The organism is Aquilutibacter rugosus, from assembly GCF_036541335.1.
Lineage (GTDB): Bacteria > Pseudomonadota > Gammaproteobacteria > Xanthomonadales > Xanthomonadaceae > Aquilutibacter > Aquilutibacter rugosus.
The window spans coordinates 520876-535541 of sequence record NZ_JAZHBO010000001.1 but is presented as its reverse complement, the minus strand read 5'-3'; the positions used below and the strand labels follow the sequence as shown (position 1 = coordinate 535541).

Annotated in this window: 14 protein-coding genes; 4 read left to right on the top strand and 10 right to left on the bottom strand. The window is 63.7% G+C overall.

Translation table 11 applies throughout. From position 1 onward, the window contains the following. Nucleotides 1–44: 44 nt before the first annotated feature. The 4 genes from V3390_RS02525 to V3390_RS02510 are packed head-to-tail and all read right to left on the bottom strand — an operon-like array spanning nucleotide 45 to nucleotide 3966. Nucleotides 45–560, bottom strand: a complete 516-nt coding sequence (locus V3390_RS02525) for a DUF305 domain-containing protein (protein WP_331690161.1) — start codon at nucleotides 558–560, stop codon at nucleotides 45–47. A gap of 57 nt (nucleotides 561–617) precedes the next feature. Continuing rightward, complete coding sequence (locus tag V3390_RS02520; protein ID WP_112927454.1) at nucleotides 618–1124, bottom strand: EF-hand domain-containing protein; 507 nt, start codon at nucleotides 1122–1124, stop codon at nucleotides 618–620. Beyond that, nucleotides 1121–3571 (bottom strand): heavy metal translocating P-type ATPase, encoded by a 2451-nt coding sequence (locus V3390_RS02515; RefSeq protein ID WP_331703231.1) that lies wholly within the window; start codon nucleotides 3569–3571, stop codon nucleotides 1121–1123. The genes V3390_RS02520 and V3390_RS02515 overlap by 4 nt, the downstream gene beginning before the upstream one ends. Next, on the bottom strand, nucleotides 3568–3966 hold the full coding sequence (locus V3390_RS02510; protein WP_331690158.1) for a heavy metal-responsive transcriptional regulator: 399 nt from the start codon (nucleotides 3964–3966) through the stop codon (nucleotides 3568–3570). The genes V3390_RS02515 and V3390_RS02510 overlap by 4 nt, the downstream gene beginning before the upstream one ends. Before the next feature lie 187 nt (nucleotides 3967–4153). On the opposite strand from V3390_RS02510, the gene V3390_RS02505 reads away from it, so the two are divergent. Further along, nucleotides 4154–4558 (top strand): DUF305 domain-containing protein, encoded by a 405-nt coding sequence (locus tag V3390_RS02505; protein ID WP_331703230.1) that lies wholly within the window; start codon nucleotides 4154–4156, stop codon nucleotides 4556–4558. Nucleotides 4559–4655: 97 nt separating this feature from the next. On the opposite strand, the gene V3390_RS02500 is transcribed toward V3390_RS02505, so the two are convergent. Together V3390_RS02500 and V3390_RS02495 are read right to left on the bottom strand one after the other, a co-directional pair. Further along, nucleotides 4656–5231: a DUF411 domain-containing protein gene (locus V3390_RS02500; RefSeq protein WP_425492980.1), complete on the bottom strand. Its 576-nt coding sequence runs from the start codon at nucleotides 5229–5231 to the stop codon at nucleotides 4656–4658. 10 nt (nucleotides 5232–5241) lie between these two features. Further along, on the bottom strand, nucleotides 5242–5769 hold the full coding sequence (locus tag V3390_RS02495) for a YybH family protein (protein ID WP_331703229.1): 528 nt from the start codon (nucleotides 5767–5769) through the stop codon (nucleotides 5242–5244). A 1268-nt stretch (nucleotides 5770–7037) separates the two neighbouring features. Between V3390_RS02495 and V3390_RS02490 the strand changes: the two genes are divergently transcribed. Next, entirely contained in the window at nucleotides 7038–7574 is a 537-nt protein-coding gene (locus V3390_RS02490; RefSeq protein WP_331703228.1) for a gamma carbonic anhydrase family protein, read from the top strand. Between the two features lie 4 nt (nucleotides 7575–7578). On the opposite strand, the gene aroE is transcribed toward V3390_RS02490, so the two are convergent. Both aroE and hemB read right to left on the bottom strand, forming a co-directional pair. After that, on the bottom strand, nucleotides 7579–8406 hold the full coding sequence (gene aroE, locus V3390_RS02485) for a shikimate dehydrogenase (protein WP_331703227.1): 828 nt from the start codon (nucleotides 8404–8406) through the stop codon (nucleotides 7579–7581). Then, the gene (gene hemB / locus V3390_RS02480; protein WP_331703226.1) at nucleotides 8406–9395 is read right to left on the bottom strand and encodes a porphobilinogen synthase; all 990 of its coding nucleotides are present in this window, start codon (nucleotides 9393–9395) and stop codon (nucleotides 8406–8408) included. The genes aroE and hemB overlap by 1 nt, the downstream gene beginning before the upstream one ends. 46 nt (nucleotides 9396–9441) lie before the next feature. On the opposite strand from hemB, the gene V3390_RS02475 reads away from it, so the two are divergent. Both V3390_RS02475 and nikE read left to right on the top strand, forming a co-directional pair. Continuing rightward, nucleotides 9442–10287: an ABC transporter permease gene (locus tag V3390_RS02475; RefSeq protein WP_331690153.1), complete on the top strand. Its 846-nt coding sequence runs from the start codon at nucleotides 9442–9444 to the stop codon at nucleotides 10285–10287. Beyond that, nucleotides 10284–11834 carry an ABC transporter ATP-binding protein gene (gene nikE, locus V3390_RS02470; protein ID WP_331703225.1) on the top strand — a complete coding sequence of 517 codons (1551 nt, stop codon included), beginning with the start codon at nucleotides 10284–10286 and terminating at the stop codon, nucleotides 11832–11834. The genes V3390_RS02475 and nikE overlap by 4 nt, the downstream gene beginning before the upstream one ends. A gap of 14 nt (nucleotides 11835–11848) precedes the next feature. Here the strand turns inward: nikE and V3390_RS02465 are convergent, their stop codons facing one another. Then, nucleotides 11849–13279 (bottom strand): hypothetical protein, encoded by a 1431-nt coding sequence (locus tag V3390_RS02465; protein ID WP_331703224.1) that lies wholly within the window; start codon nucleotides 13277–13279, stop codon nucleotides 11849–11851. Then, the gene (locus tag V3390_RS02460) at nucleotides 13276–14655 is read right to left on the bottom strand and encodes a hypothetical protein (RefSeq protein WP_331703223.1); all 1380 of its coding nucleotides are present in this window, start codon (nucleotides 14653–14655) and stop codon (nucleotides 13276–13278) included. Before V3390_RS02460 ends, V3390_RS02465 begins: the two co-directional genes overlap by 4 nt. Nucleotides 14656–14666: the final 11 nt, after the last annotated feature.

Sequence of the window (14666 nt, the reverse complement as noted above, 5' to 3'; positions counted from 1 at the left end):
CAATGCCGAGCGACTGCAGGCCAGCCCGCTTCAGCGGGCCAGATCTATCGGGCAAGCAATGCCCTCATGCGAGCGATCTCTTCTTCCTGTGCCTTGACTATGCCCTCGCACAGGGCCCTCACGTCAGGCTTGGTGAGCGACGCTTGTTCGCACATGAGAATGGCGCCGGCGTGGTGAGGGATCATCGATTTGAGGAACTGACGGTCTCCGACCCCAGCTTGGGCACGAATGCCAAACCAGCAAACTGCCAGAACGACTGCACCCAACAAAACTATCGTGATGTTCTTGCGCTTATCTGGGTACATACGCCCCATCAGCGCAATCTCGAGTATGGCCATTGGTGCTGTCATCAGCCCAGCCATGTAGAACTGGTTGATGTTTGGAACCGCGTTGCCGAGTCGGTCGACCATGGCGTACATCAGCACGTACATCGCGACGAACGACAGCGCCAGCATCCATGCGAAGCGGCTGTAGTGACCATCGCCAGAGCCATGCGCCATCGGCGTGGCAGCGGCGCCATGGTCGACGTGCCCTGCATTCTTAGACGTTTGCTTTTCCATGAAGCCTCCTGATGTGAGGCGGGCGGTGCCGGGCACCGCCCGCTATGTGTGCAGACGTTACAGACCGTGGGCGGCTGCTTCCGTGGGGCTCAGGAAGCCGTTCTTGTCGGTATCCATCATGGGGAAATGGGCAGCCATTGGATGCTTGGCCATTTCCGCCTTGGAGAGCTTGCCGTCCTTGTTGCCATCCAGCTTGGCGAAGGTGACGCCCGACGATGGTGCGTGCGCTGCGTGATCCAAGGCGTGATGGTTCGCCCCCTGATGCTTCTTTCCATCCTTGTCATGGTGGTTCATGTGCATCCCACCATGCTCCATCGACATGGTCCGGTGGTGCTCGACAAATTCAGCGCGGCTGAGGCTGCCGTTCTTGTTCGCATCGATCTTGTCGAACATGGTGTTCGCCATCTTCGCCCGTGCTTCGGGCGTCGTGGGCATCTTCATGTCGGCGTGGTCCATCTTCATCTTGCTGTGATCCATCGGCTTGGTCGCGTCCTGAGGACCAGCGTGCACGTTGGATGCCAGCAACAGGGTGACCGCAAGGGCGAATGTGGTTTTGGTACTCATGTTGGAACTCCTGTGGAACGAGCCTGTGGGGGTACGGCGCTGGTCCCGGACTCTCGGGGGGAGGCGTCTTCTGGAAGTCGGGTCTTGGCAAGCCGCAGCGCGTTGCCGACGACCGATACCGAGCTCAGGCTCATCGCCAGGGCGGCGATCATTGGGCTGAGCAACAGGCCGAACACCGGGTATAGCACTCCGGCTGCGATGGGCACGCCAATGGCGTTGTAGAGAAAGGCGAAGGCCAGGTTCTGGCGCATGTTGCGGACCGTGGCATCGGACAGCGCGCGGGCGCGGAGGATGCCGCGCAGATCGCCCTTGACCAGGGTGACCTGGGCGCTGGACATGGCGACGTCGGTGCCGGTGCCCATGGCGATGCCCACATCGGCGCTGGCCAGCGCAGGAGCATCGTTGATGCCGTCGCCAGCCATCGCGACCTTGCGTCCCTGGGCCTGCAGCCGCTTGACCAACGCGGCCTTGTCTTCCGGACGCACCTCGCCGTGGGCCTCATCAATGCCGAGCGTGCGCGCCACGGCCTGCGCGGTCGTCGCGCCATCACCCGTCGCCATCACCACTCGAAGGCCGCTGGCCTGCAATGCGGCGATCGTGGGTTTGGCGGAGGACTTGATTGGATCAGCTACCGCCAGCAGCCCCAACAAGCGGCCGTCGCCCGCAAGGAACATGACGCTGGCACCATCGGCGCGCAGGCCCTCGGACTCTGTGGCGAGGGAAGCCACGTCGATGTTATTGGCGTCCATCAAGGCCCGGTTGCCAAGCACCAGCGCGCGTCCCTCGACCGTGCCGCGCACGCCCGAGCCGGTCACCGAATCGAAGTCCTGCACGGACGACAGGTCCATGGCGCGTCCGCGGGCTTCGGCAACGATGGATTCGGCCAGCGGATGTTCGCTGCCTTTGTCCAGGCTCGCCGCCAGGCGCAGCACGTCGGCAGCGGTGGTTCCGCCTGCACCGATGACTGTGCGGAAGCTCGGTTTGCCCTCGGTGAGTGTGCCGGTCTTGTCCACTACCAGGGTATCGAGGGTGCGGAAGCGTTCGATCGCCTCCGCATCGCGGAACAACACACCGGCCTGCGCGGCGCGGCCGGTGGCGACCATGATCGACATCGGTGTGGCCAGGCCCAATGCGCAGGGGCAGGCGATGATCAGCACCGACACGGCGTTGAGCACGGCCCACGTCCAAGAAGGTTGCGGCCCCCATAGGCCCCACGCGAAGAAGGTCGCCACCGTCGTCGCCAGCACCGCCAGCACGAACCAATACGCAACCTTGTCGGCCATGCGCTGCATCGGCGCCCGCGAGCGCTGCGCCTGCGCCACCAGTTGCACGATGCGCGCAAGCACTGTTGCCGAGCCCACCTGCTCGGCCCTGATCAGCAGGGCGCCGGTGCCGTTCTGGGTGGCACCGATGACCGCGTCTCCCTCGCCCTTGCCGACGGGCATCGCTTCGCCGGTGAGCATCGACTCATCGACGCTGGAACGGCCCTCGACCACGATGCCGTCGACCGGCACCTTTTCGCCCGGGCGGACGCGCAGGAGGTGGCCGACATGGACGTGGTCCAGCGGGATGTCCTCCTCGCTGCCATCGTCCCTGACCCGGCGCGCGGTCTTCGGTGCCAACCCCAGCAGCGCCTTGATCGCGGCGCTGGTCTTGGATCGGGCGCGGAGCTCCAGCAACTGGCCGAGCAGGGTGAGCGAGACGATCACCGCGGCGGCCTCGAAATAGACCCCGACCCGGCCGTGGTCGCGGAATGAATCGGGAAACAGGCCCGGGGCGACCGTCGCGACCACGCTGTAGCCGAACGCCGCCGCCACGCCGATGCCGATCAGCGTCCACATGTTCGGGCTGCGGTTGCGGATGGACTGCACGCAGCGCACGAAGAACGGCCAGCCGGCCCACAGCACCACAGGCGTGGTCAGCACCAGTTCGATCCAGGTGCGGGTGGTGGTCGGCAGCGCGGGCAGGGAGTGCCCGAACATCGCAAGCAGCAGGACGACCAAGCTTAGCGGCAAGGTCCACCAGAAGCGACGGCTGAAATCGCGTAGTTCCGGGTTCTCCTCCTCGTCCAGGCTGGGCATCTCCGGCTCTAGCGCCATCCCGCAGAGTGGGCAGGTGCCGGGGCCCTGCTGGCGGATCTCAGGGTGCATTGGGCAGGTGTAGATTGCGCCGGCTGGGGCAGCAGTCGCGTGCATGGATAGCGCCGCTGGGGCGGTTTGTTGCGCTGAGACCTGCTCAAGGTAGTGCTGGGGGTTGGCAACGAACTTTTCGCGGCAACCGTTGCTGCAGAAGTGATATGAAAGGCCGGCATGGGTTGCCGAGCCACCCTTGGCAGTGGACGGGTCGACGGTCATGCCGCAGACCGGATCGCGCGCCGTGGTCTCAGCGAGTGACGGCTTGCCGCCTGCGCTGCAGCAGCCGCTACCAGCGTGGTCATGGGTGCTCATGCGTGGTCCTCCGACAGCGCAGCCAGGATCGGGCAGCGATTCAGTGCGCCGTGCCCCGGACATGCTGTTACAAGGCCCTGCAGCGCATCGCGCACGCGGATGAGGGACTGGATCTTGCCTTCCATGTCTTGCAGCTTGGCCTGAGCGCGTGCATTGAGCGCAGACATGTCGTCTTCGGCCAGTGCGGTCAGGCTCAGCAGGTCGCGGATCTCCTGCAGGGTGAATCCAAGCCCCTTGGCACGTCGCATGAATCGCAAGCGGTCCACGTCCGCATCCAGGTAATCGCGGTATCCAGAAGCCCGCCGCACGGGCGGCGGAATCAAGCCTTCGCGTTCGTAGTAGCGCACCGTATCGATGGGCACCTCGGCCCGCTTTGCCAATTCGCCGATCTTCATGGATTCACCTGTGGAATGGTTCGGTTAGCGGGACTCTGCACCCTGCACCATGGTCAAGAGTCAAGCGATTTGTTTGCGGCCCAGTCAACGGCGTCAGGTGCAAAGGATTCACACATCGCGCATGCGCGGCGTGCGATGACGCGTTACCGCTCAGCGCCCCGCAGGCGGATCCATACGGAGCCCCACGATGAAGATCAAGAACCCCGTTGCTTTTGCGTTGCCGATGTTTCTTGGCGCAGGTCTGGCCCTCGCTGTTAGCGCGTGCGCAGAAGAAGCCAAGACCGCGCAAACAGCAGACAGCACGATGACGCAACCGGCGCCCATGCCAGGGGACCATGCGATGCCTGGACACAGCGCGGGCTCGATGGAACTGCATCGCATCATGACCGACGGCCAGAAGAAGCCCATGCCGATGTCCGGCGACGTCGACAAGGACTTCGCGGCCATGATGTCCATCCATCACCAGATGGCAATCGACATGGCCGATGTCTTGCTTGAGTCCGGCAGCAACGCCGAGCTCAAGGCAATGGCAGTCAAGATGAAGGCGGCGCAGCAAGAAGAAATCAAGCAATTGGAGCAGTACACAAAATGACTGCTGCGTAGCCGCGACGGACACTCGGCCCGAAGGGGCCGGGTGGCTCCCTCCGGTTGTCGAGGAGTCTCGCCCGTTGTGTAGCCCGGCCACTGGCTTATTGAACGCCCGCATGCTCGGCAAAAGTGGAGACAGTGCCGTCGCGCGCGACCAGTTCTACGGTATATGGCTGGATACGCCCATCCGGACTTTCCATTCCGGGCGAGCCCATCGGCATGCCCGGCAATACCAGGCCCTTGGCATCGGGCTTTTCCGCGATCAATCGCTTGACGTCCGCGGCCGGCACATGGCCCTCGACGAAATAGCCATTCACCTCGGCGGTGTGGCAGGAGCCTTTGCCGTAGGGCACTCCAACCCGTTCCTTGAGCGGATTGAGGTCGTCCGTATTGCGCACTTCCACCGCGAACCCGGCGGCGCGCATGTGATCCACCCACAGGCCGCAACACCCGCAACTCGCGCTCTTGTGGACGACCATGCGTGGCGCGTCCGTGTCGGCTTGTTGTAACTCAGGCGCGGCTGCCGGGGAGCGCGCGATTGCAGGCGGTTCTTGGGCGGTGGGGCGGGCGACGTTGTCTGTATTGCTGCCGGCAGCTTCGGGCGCGCGGGCGCACGCCGTCATGGTCGTGAGGGAGCACATCGCGGTCGCAGCAAACAGCAGGATTTTGACGTTCATCAGTTATGCCTCACTTGGCTTTCTTGGGTCGCGACGACCAGTGGATGTGGACGATGCGCCAGTCGGCGCCGGTCTTCCTGAGCACCATCGTCTCGGTGCTGAGCAGGGTCACCGGCTTGCCGTCCTTGCTGGCGTGGAGCTCGCTCTCGCTGCCAATCCAGGCCAGGTCGCCCGCGCTGCGCGCGATACGTCGCTTGAGCTGGTGATGGCTGCCCTTGAGGAACTTCGCATCGCTGATCGCGTGGTGGCTCATGTATTCGGCGCGGCTGCGCTCCGCCCCGCCGGTCTCAAGGATCAACACCTCAGGGGCCAGCAAGGCTTCCACCGTTTTGAGGTCGCCGGCAGCCAGTGCTGTGCCGAAACGCTCCGCTACCGCCACGGCCGGGCCGGCAGTGGCGGAAATGTCCAGCGCGGGGTCGGTTGCCGTGGGCTGTTCATGCGCGGCGTGCGCCGAGGCGGCTGGCTTGGTCTGGGCACTGGTGTCCATCACGCCGCCAAGGGCGAAGGCGGCAAGCAGGAAAGTCACGATCGATTTCATGGGTTTTACTCCGTCAGGTTCAGTGTTGGTGATCGTGGCCATCGCCTGCCTTGGCGGGTTCCGCCCACGCCCATGCGGCGGGCGAGCTCGCGACGGGGCATGCCCAGTGCCTCGCGGATCGACGGGATCCAGCCCCCGCGCCGTGCGACGAGGCTGGAAGGGGGCAAGGATTTCAAGGCGACAAGTCGCTCGTCGAGTCGCTTGCGCGCCAGTTGTCGCATGGGACGGGTGGTAGCCATTGTTCCTCCGCAAGCGAGATTGTGGCAGCCTACATAGTAGAACTGCTATAAAAAAGTTCCATTAATTCAGCATCAAGTGCAATACAAATATTGCATGCAATATCTGTTAAGAGTAATAAATATATGGCATATAACTTTAGCTAACAGCCATAAAAAAATACAACAAAAATGACTTCAAGGCCAACGAGACTGGAATCCATTAACAAGCGGGTCCGGTTTAAACGTCAAGACGGCAACGTCTCTTCCATAGTGGGTAGGGCGAAAAGTTCTCCATATATTTGCCGGCGGAACATATGGATGGAGATGTGGGCCATGTGATTGGCAGCTCAACACATGGTAGATATCGTCAACAATCTCGGCGACCGGCAACTGCGTCTACGTAGAACCTGCCGGCGCGGTTACGAAGCCAACGAAGTCAAGAAGCCGTTTCGGATTGTTCTCTCGATGTAAGGTAAATATATAAGGGTGGGGAGTGTCTCCTCAGGTGAACACTCAGTGTCAGGTAATGGACGTTATGGCCATAATTTGTAAATCCAAGTTCGGTTGTGATCAAGATTGGTCTGCTATGTCACCCATCGATGAGGACCCATCTGTTCGCCATTGCGACTCGTGCAACGGGGCGGTCCATCGATGTTTCAACCTCCAGGAGCTTGGCGAACACGTACAGCAAGGGCACTGTGTAGCCTTCGGTTCCGAGACCGACGGTGAGTGCGTGATTCCAAGCTACGTCGGGGAGTCACATGCACTGTATTTGCATGTCATCTCGAATGGGCTAACTGATTCGGACTAGGCTCGCCATTTGTTATTCTCGTTGGCCAGCGGTTACGATTGAGCTAGAGGGATTGGCGTACGCGTAACGAGTTGCGGCAGTACTGGCGCGATAGCTTGGCAAGGCGCGAGCCATGGGTCTCTACGAGCGATAGAGCGAAAAGGTCGTCAACGGTCTCGGCGACCGGGCCCCTACATTCGCTGTACGTGCCTGGCGAATCCGGTCTACGACACGCCCAAGTAATTCGGTAGGCTATAGCAATGACTATCCGGCCGTATCTAGACAATCTTCCTGCCCTTGGCGACCGCGTTTACGTGGATCCTGCCGCCACCGTGATCGGACGCGTGACGCTGGGCGATGACGTGAGCATCTGGCCGGGCACGGTGCTGCGCGGCGATGTGAACTACATCACCGTGGGTGCCCGCACCAATATCCAGGACGGGACCATCGTGCACGTCTCGCACGACAGCCCCTTCAACAAGCAAGGCGGCCAGCCGACGATCATCGGCCAGGGTGTGACCGTCGGTCACGGTGCCATCGTGCATGCCTGCACGATTGGTGATTACGCCCTGATTGGCATGGGATCGACCATTCTCGACGGTGCGCAGATCGGTGCGTATGCCATCGTCGGTGCGGGGGCGGTGATTCCGCCGGGCAAGGTGATCGGTGAGGGCGAAGTATGGGTCGGCAATCCGGCCAAATGCGTGCGCACGCTAGATGCCAAGGGCCGCGAGTCGCTGGAATACAGCGCCGCACACTACGTCAAACTGAAAGATCAGTATCTGGCGTCCGGCTGACAGATCAGTATTTGTCAGCGAACGAAGCGTAAACCGGCGCCGTATCGGGCATCGCGCCGTCGTTCCACAGCGCATACGACAGCGCGGCCTGTTCGATCAGCATCGGCAGGCCATTGACAAAGACTTGCACGTCGTGCACGGCGGCCCAAGCGCGCAGGGCCGAGGCGCGTTCGCCGTAGTTCAGATCCACCACCAGCGTGCGCGGCGAGGCGATCAGCTCGCCCTTGAGGCCGAACGCGGTGACCGGCGATTCAGTGGCGGTGTTGATGATCAGATCGAAGGCGCCGACCTCGCCCAGCTGTTCGATGCGGCGGGTGTGGACGCGGGCGGGTTCGCCGATGCGGTCGGCCAGTGCGTCGGCATTGGCTTGGCTACGGTTGACCAGATAGAGGGAGCCGACGCCGGCCTCGAGCAGGGCGGGGACGACGGCATGCGCCGCACCGCCGGCGCCGAGCACCAGCGTGCGGCGGTCGCGCAGGTCCTGGCCGAGCGTGCCGGTCAGGGCGCGGATCAGGCCTTCGCCATCGGTCAGATCGCCTTGCCAGCCGCCGTCGGGCATGGCGCTGAGCGTGTTGACGGCACCGGCGCGTTCGGCGGTGGGCGAGAGCAGCGTGCACAGGCCAAAGGCCTCGCGCTTGAGCGGGGCGGTGATGTTGGCACCCACGCCGCCGCGGGCACAGAACGATTCCAGCGCAGCGGCCAGCCCACCGGCGGGGACGTCAATGGCTTCGTAGTGCAGTTGCGGTTGCCCGAACTGTGCAGCAAACGCGCGATGGATCGCCGGCGACAGCGAATGCGATACGGGCGAACCCATCACGGCGTAAATGCTCATTACTCGTCCTTTAACCATTGCGCTGCATCGAGCGCGAAGTAAGTCAGAATGCCATCGGCACCGGCACGTTTGAAGCCAAGCAGGGACTCGAGCACGCAGGCACGCTCATCGAGCCAGCCGTTTTGCGCAGCGGCCTTGAGCATGGCGTACTCACCACTGACCTGATACGCAAAGGTCGGCACGCCGAACTCGTCTTTAGCGCGGCGAACCACGTCGAGATACGGCATGCCCGGCTTGATCATGATCATGTCCGCGCCTTCCTGCAGATCCTGCGCGATTTCCTGCAGGGCCTCATCGGTGTTGGCGGGATCCATCTGGTACGTCTTTTTGTCGGCCTTGCCGAGGGCGGCGGCACTGCCGACGGCATCGCGGAACGGGCCATAGAATGCCGAGGCGTACTTGGCGGAATAGGCCAGAATGCGCGTGTGGATGTAACCGTCGGACTCGAGCGCGTCGCGCAGGGCACCGATGCGGCCATCCATCATGTCGCTGGGGGCGACGACGTCGGCACCGGCGCGGGCATGCGACAGCGCCTGCTGCACCAGCACGTCCACGGTCTCATCGTTCATGACATAGCCGCTGGCATCGAGCAGGCCATCCTGACCGTGCGAGGTGTAGGGATCCAGGGCCACGTCGGTGATCACACCGAGCTGCGGGAAATGCGATTTCAGGGCACGCACGGCGCGCTGGCACAGGCCATCGTCATCGTAGGCGGCAGCGGCATCGAGCGATTTGGCCTCGGGTGCGGTGACCGGGAACAGGGCCAGGGCGGGAATGCGCAGTTCGACGGCGCGTTCGGCGACGCGCAGCAGCTCATCAATCGAAAGACGTTCGACACCGGGCATCGAGGCGATCGCTTCACGGCCCTGCAATTCGTGCACGAACACGGGGTAAATGAAGTCATTGGCCGTCAGCACATGCTCACGCATCAGCCGCCGGGAGAAATCATCGCGGCGCATCCGCCGCAAACGGTTATACGGATAGCTCATCCGAATATTTTACGCCCTCTGTCGCCGAACGGTATGATGCAAAGGTATGCCTGAGTCCATCGTTCGCCCTTCGTTGCCGCTAATTGCCAAGTTGTGTTTGGCCGGACTCGTGGCGCTGTTGCTGCTGTGTTTTCTCGGTCCGTATCTGTCGCCGTACAACCCGTTCTCGCCGCACTGGCAGGCGCTGTCGGTACGCCCGGGTGTGCAGCAGCATTGGTTCGGCACCGATGCCATCGGTCGCGATGTGTTTGCCCGCACGCTGGCCGGTGGTCGGCTGTCCCTGACGATCGGTCTGCTGTCGTCGGTGATCGCGCTACTGATCGGTGTCAGTTACGGGGCCATCGCCGGTTTGGCGGGTGGGCGCGTCGAACGCATCATGGTGCGCCTGCTCGATGTGCTTTCCGCGCTACCGTTTTTGCTGGTCGTGATCCTGTTGCTGACGCTGTTTGAGCGCTCGCTCGGGCTTCTGCTGGCGGCCATCGGCGGCTACGTCTGGATTGATCTGGCCCGCGTCATGCGCGCCGAGGCGTCCCGCCTGCGTGAGGCGCCCTTCGTGCTGGCATCTGAGGCGGCCGGCGCTCGCTTCAACCAACGTTTGCGCTGGCATGTCATCCCCAATCTGATGCCGCTGGCACTGGTGTACTTGGGTCTGATCCTGCCGCAGGCCATTCTGGTCGAGAGCTTTCTCGGGTTTCTGGGTCTGTCGGTCGATGAGCCCTCGGCCTCGTGGGGTTCGCTACTCGCCGAAGGCGTCCAGGAGATGGATTCCGCACCGTGGACCTTGCTGTTCCCGGCTGTGTTCCTGGTGCTGACTTTGTTGATCTTCCAGTTCCTGGGCGATGCCCTAAGCGACCGTCTCGATGTGCGCCGCGGCGCCGGAGCCGCTGCATGAGCCTGCAGCATCATCGCGTGGCCCTGGAGCAACTGGTGATCCGCAACGGCGCGCAGGCCTTGCTCGGCCCGCTCGATCTGTCGGTCGCGCCGGGTGAATGCGTCGGGCTGGTCGGCGAATCGGGCTCGGGCAAAAGCCTGACCGCGCTGACGCTGCTCGGTCTGTTGCCCTCCAACTTGCAGGCGCAGGGACGGCTGACCTTGGCCGGCCAACCCCTCGACCTGTTCAGTACCGCCCACCGTGAACTGCGCGGCCGCGTCTTGGCCTGGATTCCGCAGGATCCGCTGGCCAGTCTGCATCCTCTACGCACGGTCGGTTCGCAGCTGCTCGAGATTCTCCAAGTGCACGAAGGCCAGGCCGACCGCCGCCGCGCTCTGCAGTTGCTGGAACGGGTTCAGTTGCCCGATCCGCCGCAGGCGTTGCGCAAGGTACCGCATCAGTTCTCGGGTGGTCAGCGTCAACGCATTGCCATCGCCATGGCTTTGGCGGCGCGGCCCAAAATCCTGATCGCCGACGAGCCGACCTCGGCGCTCGACGCGCGGATCGCCCGCGACATTCTGGATCTGCTGGACACGCTCCGTCGCGAAGACGGTCTGGGCATGCTGCTGATCAGTCACGACCTGCCGCTAGTCGGCCAGTACGCCCAGCGCGTGGTGGTCCTGCAAAAGGGTCATGTGGTCGAGCAGGGCGATACACGTGCGGTCTTCGCCAACCCGCAGCAGGACTACACCCGCGAGCTGCTGGCCGCCGATCAGCTGCCTCCGCTGGCCGCGCCCCTGGACGACGCGCCGGTGGTGCTGCAAGCCAGCGGCTTGCGAGTGCAATATCCGGGCGCCACGCAGCCGGTGCTGCACGATGTCGGGCTGGAACTGCGCCGCGGCGAGGGCTTGGCATTGGTCGGCGAATCGGGCTCGGGCAAGTCCACCTTAGGTCGGGCCTTATTGAAACTACTGCCCGGGCAGACGTTTGGGGCCGTCCGCTTCGAGGGTCGTGACCTGCTGCAGATGTCCTCGGCCGAGCTGCGGCGTGAGCGGCGCCAGTTGGGCATAGTGTTTCAGGACCCCTACGCCTCGCTAAATCCGCGGATGCGCGTGCGCGACCTGATCGCCGAGCCGCTGCGTATTCATCAGCCAAAGGCCCCGGTGGACGCTACTGTCTCGGAGTTGCTGGTCTCCGTCGGCCTGGATCCCGCCATGGCCTCGCGCTATTCCCACCAGTTCTCTGGCGGCCAGCGCCAACGCATCGCCATTGCCCGCGCTCTGGCGACCGATCCGGCCGTCCTGATCTGCGACGAAGCCGTCTCGGCCCTCGACGCTCACCACCGGGCGGGCATTCTGGAACTACTGTCCCGACTTAAGTCGGAGCGGGGTCTAGCCCTGCTGTTCATCACCCACGACCTGGCCGCCGCCGCAGCCGTAGCCGAGCGCATCGCCGTCATGGAACGCGGTCATCTGGTCGAAGTGGGCGCCACCGCCGACGTCCTCCGCAGCCCGCAACATCCGCACACGCAGGCCTTGCTGGCCGCCCGCCCGGATCACGCGGCCTAAAACTAAAAAGCCGCTTAGGGTGTAGTTGTCGAAGGCGCGACCGCCGCCGGATCCACCACCGCCGGCTGTTGCAGCGTGGCATTGGGGTCAGCTGTGGCGTCAATGACGCCTTGCTGCGGTACCGGCGCGGGCAACGGGTCGATGGTCGGCGCCGACTGCGCGGCCTTGGTGCGCTGCTGATCGCGGTAGTACGTCACGCCCATCGAACCCAAAATCAGCGCCCCGATGATGGCCAGCGCGACGTACAGCATCAGCCGGTTGTTGTCCCAGAACGCCGCCGCATCGCGTCCGCTGCGCTGCACCCGTCGGGCCCCGCCGCCGCGACTGCTACCGCTCGAGGACCGCGCCGGACTCGGCTGCATCACCTGCGTCACCTTGGCGCGCAAGCGATCGCCCAGCTCGGGCGACTGCCCGGCATTGCGTACCTTGACCTTGTAGGCCTGAAAATCGGCCTGCGCGCGCTCCAGCTCGGACCGCAGACGATTGGCTTCGTCGGCCTGCTCGCGGGTCTGTTCGTGCGCGGTTTTTTCGTTACGCAAGGCCGCATCGGCCCGCTGCAGGTCGAGGCGCTGCCGCTCGGCCGTCTGCCGTAGCAGTTCCAGCTCCTCCTGCACCGTGCCCAGATCCGCCTGCGCCTGCGCCCGCTCGGCTTGCGCTCGCTGCTCGGCCTCGCGTGCTGCCCGCTCGCGCGCCGCCGACCCGACGCTGAAATTCACCGCATGATGATTGAGCGCATTGAGCGGCGTACTCACGCCGAACAGCGACTCGAGCGCCCGCTTGCGCTCCTCGACGCGCGGCTCCGTAGCCGCCTGCTCGTCTTGCAGCAACAGCAATCGCGTCATGCCGGCACGGGTACGCGCAATCATGGCGGCGCTCAAGGTGGCCAGCGCATCGACGCCGAACACATTGCGCATCCGCACGGTGGTCCGCTGCGCATCACGCGGCGCGCCTTCGGAGCCCTGCAGACCCAGATCCGGATCGGTCGGGCCACCGATGGCATGCGAACGCAACCACTCGATAGCGCCGTTGGCGTAGTCCGGCAACTGCACATTGAGTTGCGCCTGCGCCTGCGTCGGGTTGGCATCCATGGTCGAGACAATGCGATCCACCACGTGACGCAAGGCCTCAATCACCTGATCCAGCGCAATCAGCGGATTGTCCGGCAGCCACAGACCGGCGCCCACGTAATTGCCGCGATCGCCCAGCACCGGATCCGGTCGCCCACGATACACAGCCAGCCAGGTCAGCGTCTTCACCACGCCGGCCCGCACCGCAAAGCGCGACAGATCCACGGCATAGTCGCCGGTCACGGGGCGCGGATCCTGATTGATCAGGCCGACAAAATCCGACGATGGCAGATACGCCGGACGCGTCGGCGCACCGAACAGCGCGACCTTGCGGCCATCGGCATACAAATGGACCTCGAGTAGTGCTTGCTCGCTCATTTGCCGGGTTTCACGCCCAACAGGCCGAGCATGCTATCGGTCGCATTGCGCAGCCCGGAGAACAGCGAACGCGGCGAGATCGGTTCGGGATCAACCTGCACACCAAAGGCAAATCGGCTCAGCAGGTTCCACAGACGGCGGTGGTAGGTATGCAGCGCCCGCAACTCAATGCGATCGGGCGAGGCAATGATGCGATTGCTCATCAGCCCCGACGAATACTGCATCACCACCTTCTTCCGTTCGGGTCGGTCGCCCACGTTCATGGACTCAAAGTAGGCGAAGGCATCGCTATAGTGGTCGCGCGCAAAGGCGACGGCATCTTCGAGCTGCGGTTCCTCGAACCCGCGCGACGCGGCGCCCGGCTCAAACACGCTATCCCACTTGGTCAGCAGGAACATCTGCAGATCGAGACGGCGTTTGTGCGCCCGATGTTGCGAATAGTGCTGCATGGCACCGACCAGACCTTGAGCCGCATCGCGCATGGAGGCGGCATTGGAACCGCCGACCGGTCGGCGCGGCGAGGCGCCATCGAAACTCATCTGCGTCGCAGGCGCGACGTAGAACATCGAGATCGAGCCCTTAAAGTGATTGAACAGCGCCTCGAGCTCGGGCCGCAGGTCTTTGTACAGCGCCGGCGAGTTGTAATCGGGGCGATACCATTCGCCATCGCTCTCTAAGAACGCGTAACGCTGGACCTTGCCATCGTGGAACTGCAGCTCGACCGGTACAAAGAACGGCTGCGAGGCTTTGGTCGCCGGTGGCGCCACACCGCTCAGGAATGCCTGCAGGGCCTGATTGAACAGCCCGACGGCCTGCTCCTGGATCTGCTGGCCATAGGCGGTGGTCTGGTCGATCAGCGGTTGACCGAGCATGACCTGCACATTGGTCGCCTTGGATGCCCCGCGCAAGTATCCCAGCAGCGACAGCAGCAGCGCGGTCTTGCCCGCACCGGCCGTGCCGACAATCACCACCGGGTGATAACCCAGGGTATTGAGTTGCTCAGCGATGAGCTTGCCGTTGTCGTACGCATCGCCGCTGTCCCCGAAGCTGGAAAATGGTGCTTGGGAAGTGGTAAATGGTGCTTGGGAAGTGGTAAATGGTGCCGCGGCGTCGACGGAAGTCGGCGTCGGTGAGATAGGGGCGGTGGAGTCGGGTGGCGCAGCGACGGCGGGCGTCATGGCGGGCTCGCCGTACGATCCATCGGCAGCTGGCACTGCGGGGGCTATGGACGGATCCGGGATCGGCGCGGGCGACACCGGCTCCGCCGATGCCGGCACAGACGAAGGGGCTACTGGCGCAGCAGCGGGCGCGGCCTTCTCCCATGGAGCACGAACAGGAGAGGGTGGCGGCAGATCGTCATCGAAATCGGGGCACATGGATGTATCTT

Excerpts from the sequence above, each read along its gene's own strand:
- V3390_RS02525 (WP_331690161.1), bottom strand. The coding sequence starts at position 560 with ATGGAAAAGCAAACGTCTAAGAATGCAGGGCACGTCGACCATGGCGCC.
- V3390_RS02520 (WP_112927454.1), bottom strand. The coding sequence starts at position 1,124 with ATGAGTACCAAAACCACATTCGCCCTTGCGGTCACCCTGTTGCTGGCA.
- V3390_RS02515 (WP_331703231.1), bottom strand. The coding sequence starts at position 3,571 with ATGAGCACCCATGACCACGCTGGTAGCGGCTGCTGCAGCGCAGGCGGC.
- V3390_RS02510 (WP_331690158.1), bottom strand. The coding sequence starts at position 3,966 with ATGAAGATCGGCGAATTGGCAAAGCGGGCCGAGGTGCCCATCGATACG.
- V3390_RS02505 (WP_331703230.1), top strand. The coding sequence starts at position 4,154 with ATGAAGATCAAGAACCCCGTTGCTTTTGCGTTGCCGATGTTTCTTGGC.
- V3390_RS02500 (WP_425492980.1), bottom strand. The coding sequence starts at position 5,231 with ATGAACGTCAAAATCCTGCTGTTTGCTGCGACCGCGATGTGCTCCCTC.
- V3390_RS02495 (WP_331703229.1), bottom strand. The coding sequence starts at position 5,769 with ATGAAATCGATCGTGACTTTCCTGCTTGCCGCCTTCGCCCTTGGCGGC.
- V3390_RS02490 (WP_331703228.1), top strand. The coding sequence starts at position 7,038 with ATGACTATCCGGCCGTATCTAGACAATCTTCCTGCCCTTGGCGACCGC.
- aroE (WP_331703227.1), bottom strand. The coding sequence starts at position 8,406 with ATGAGCATTTACGCCGTGATGGGTTCGCCCGTATCGCATTCGCTGTCG.
- hemB (WP_331703226.1), bottom strand. The coding sequence starts at position 9,395 with ATGAGCTATCCGTATAACCGTTTGCGGCGGATGCGCCGCGATGATTTC.
- V3390_RS02475 (WP_331690153.1), top strand. The coding sequence starts at position 9,442 with ATGCCTGAGTCCATCGTTCGCCCTTCGTTGCCGCTAATTGCCAAGTTG.
- nikE (WP_331703225.1), top strand. The coding sequence starts at position 10,284 with ATGAGCCTGCAGCATCATCGCGTGGCCCTGGAGCAACTGGTGATCCGC.
- V3390_RS02465 (WP_331703224.1), bottom strand. The coding sequence starts at position 13,279 with ATGAGCGAGCAAGCACTACTCGAGGTCCATTTGTATGCCGATGGCCGC.
- V3390_RS02460 (WP_331703223.1), bottom strand. The coding sequence starts at position 14,655 with ATGTGCCCCGATTTCGATGACGATCTGCCGCCACCCTCTCCTGTTCGT.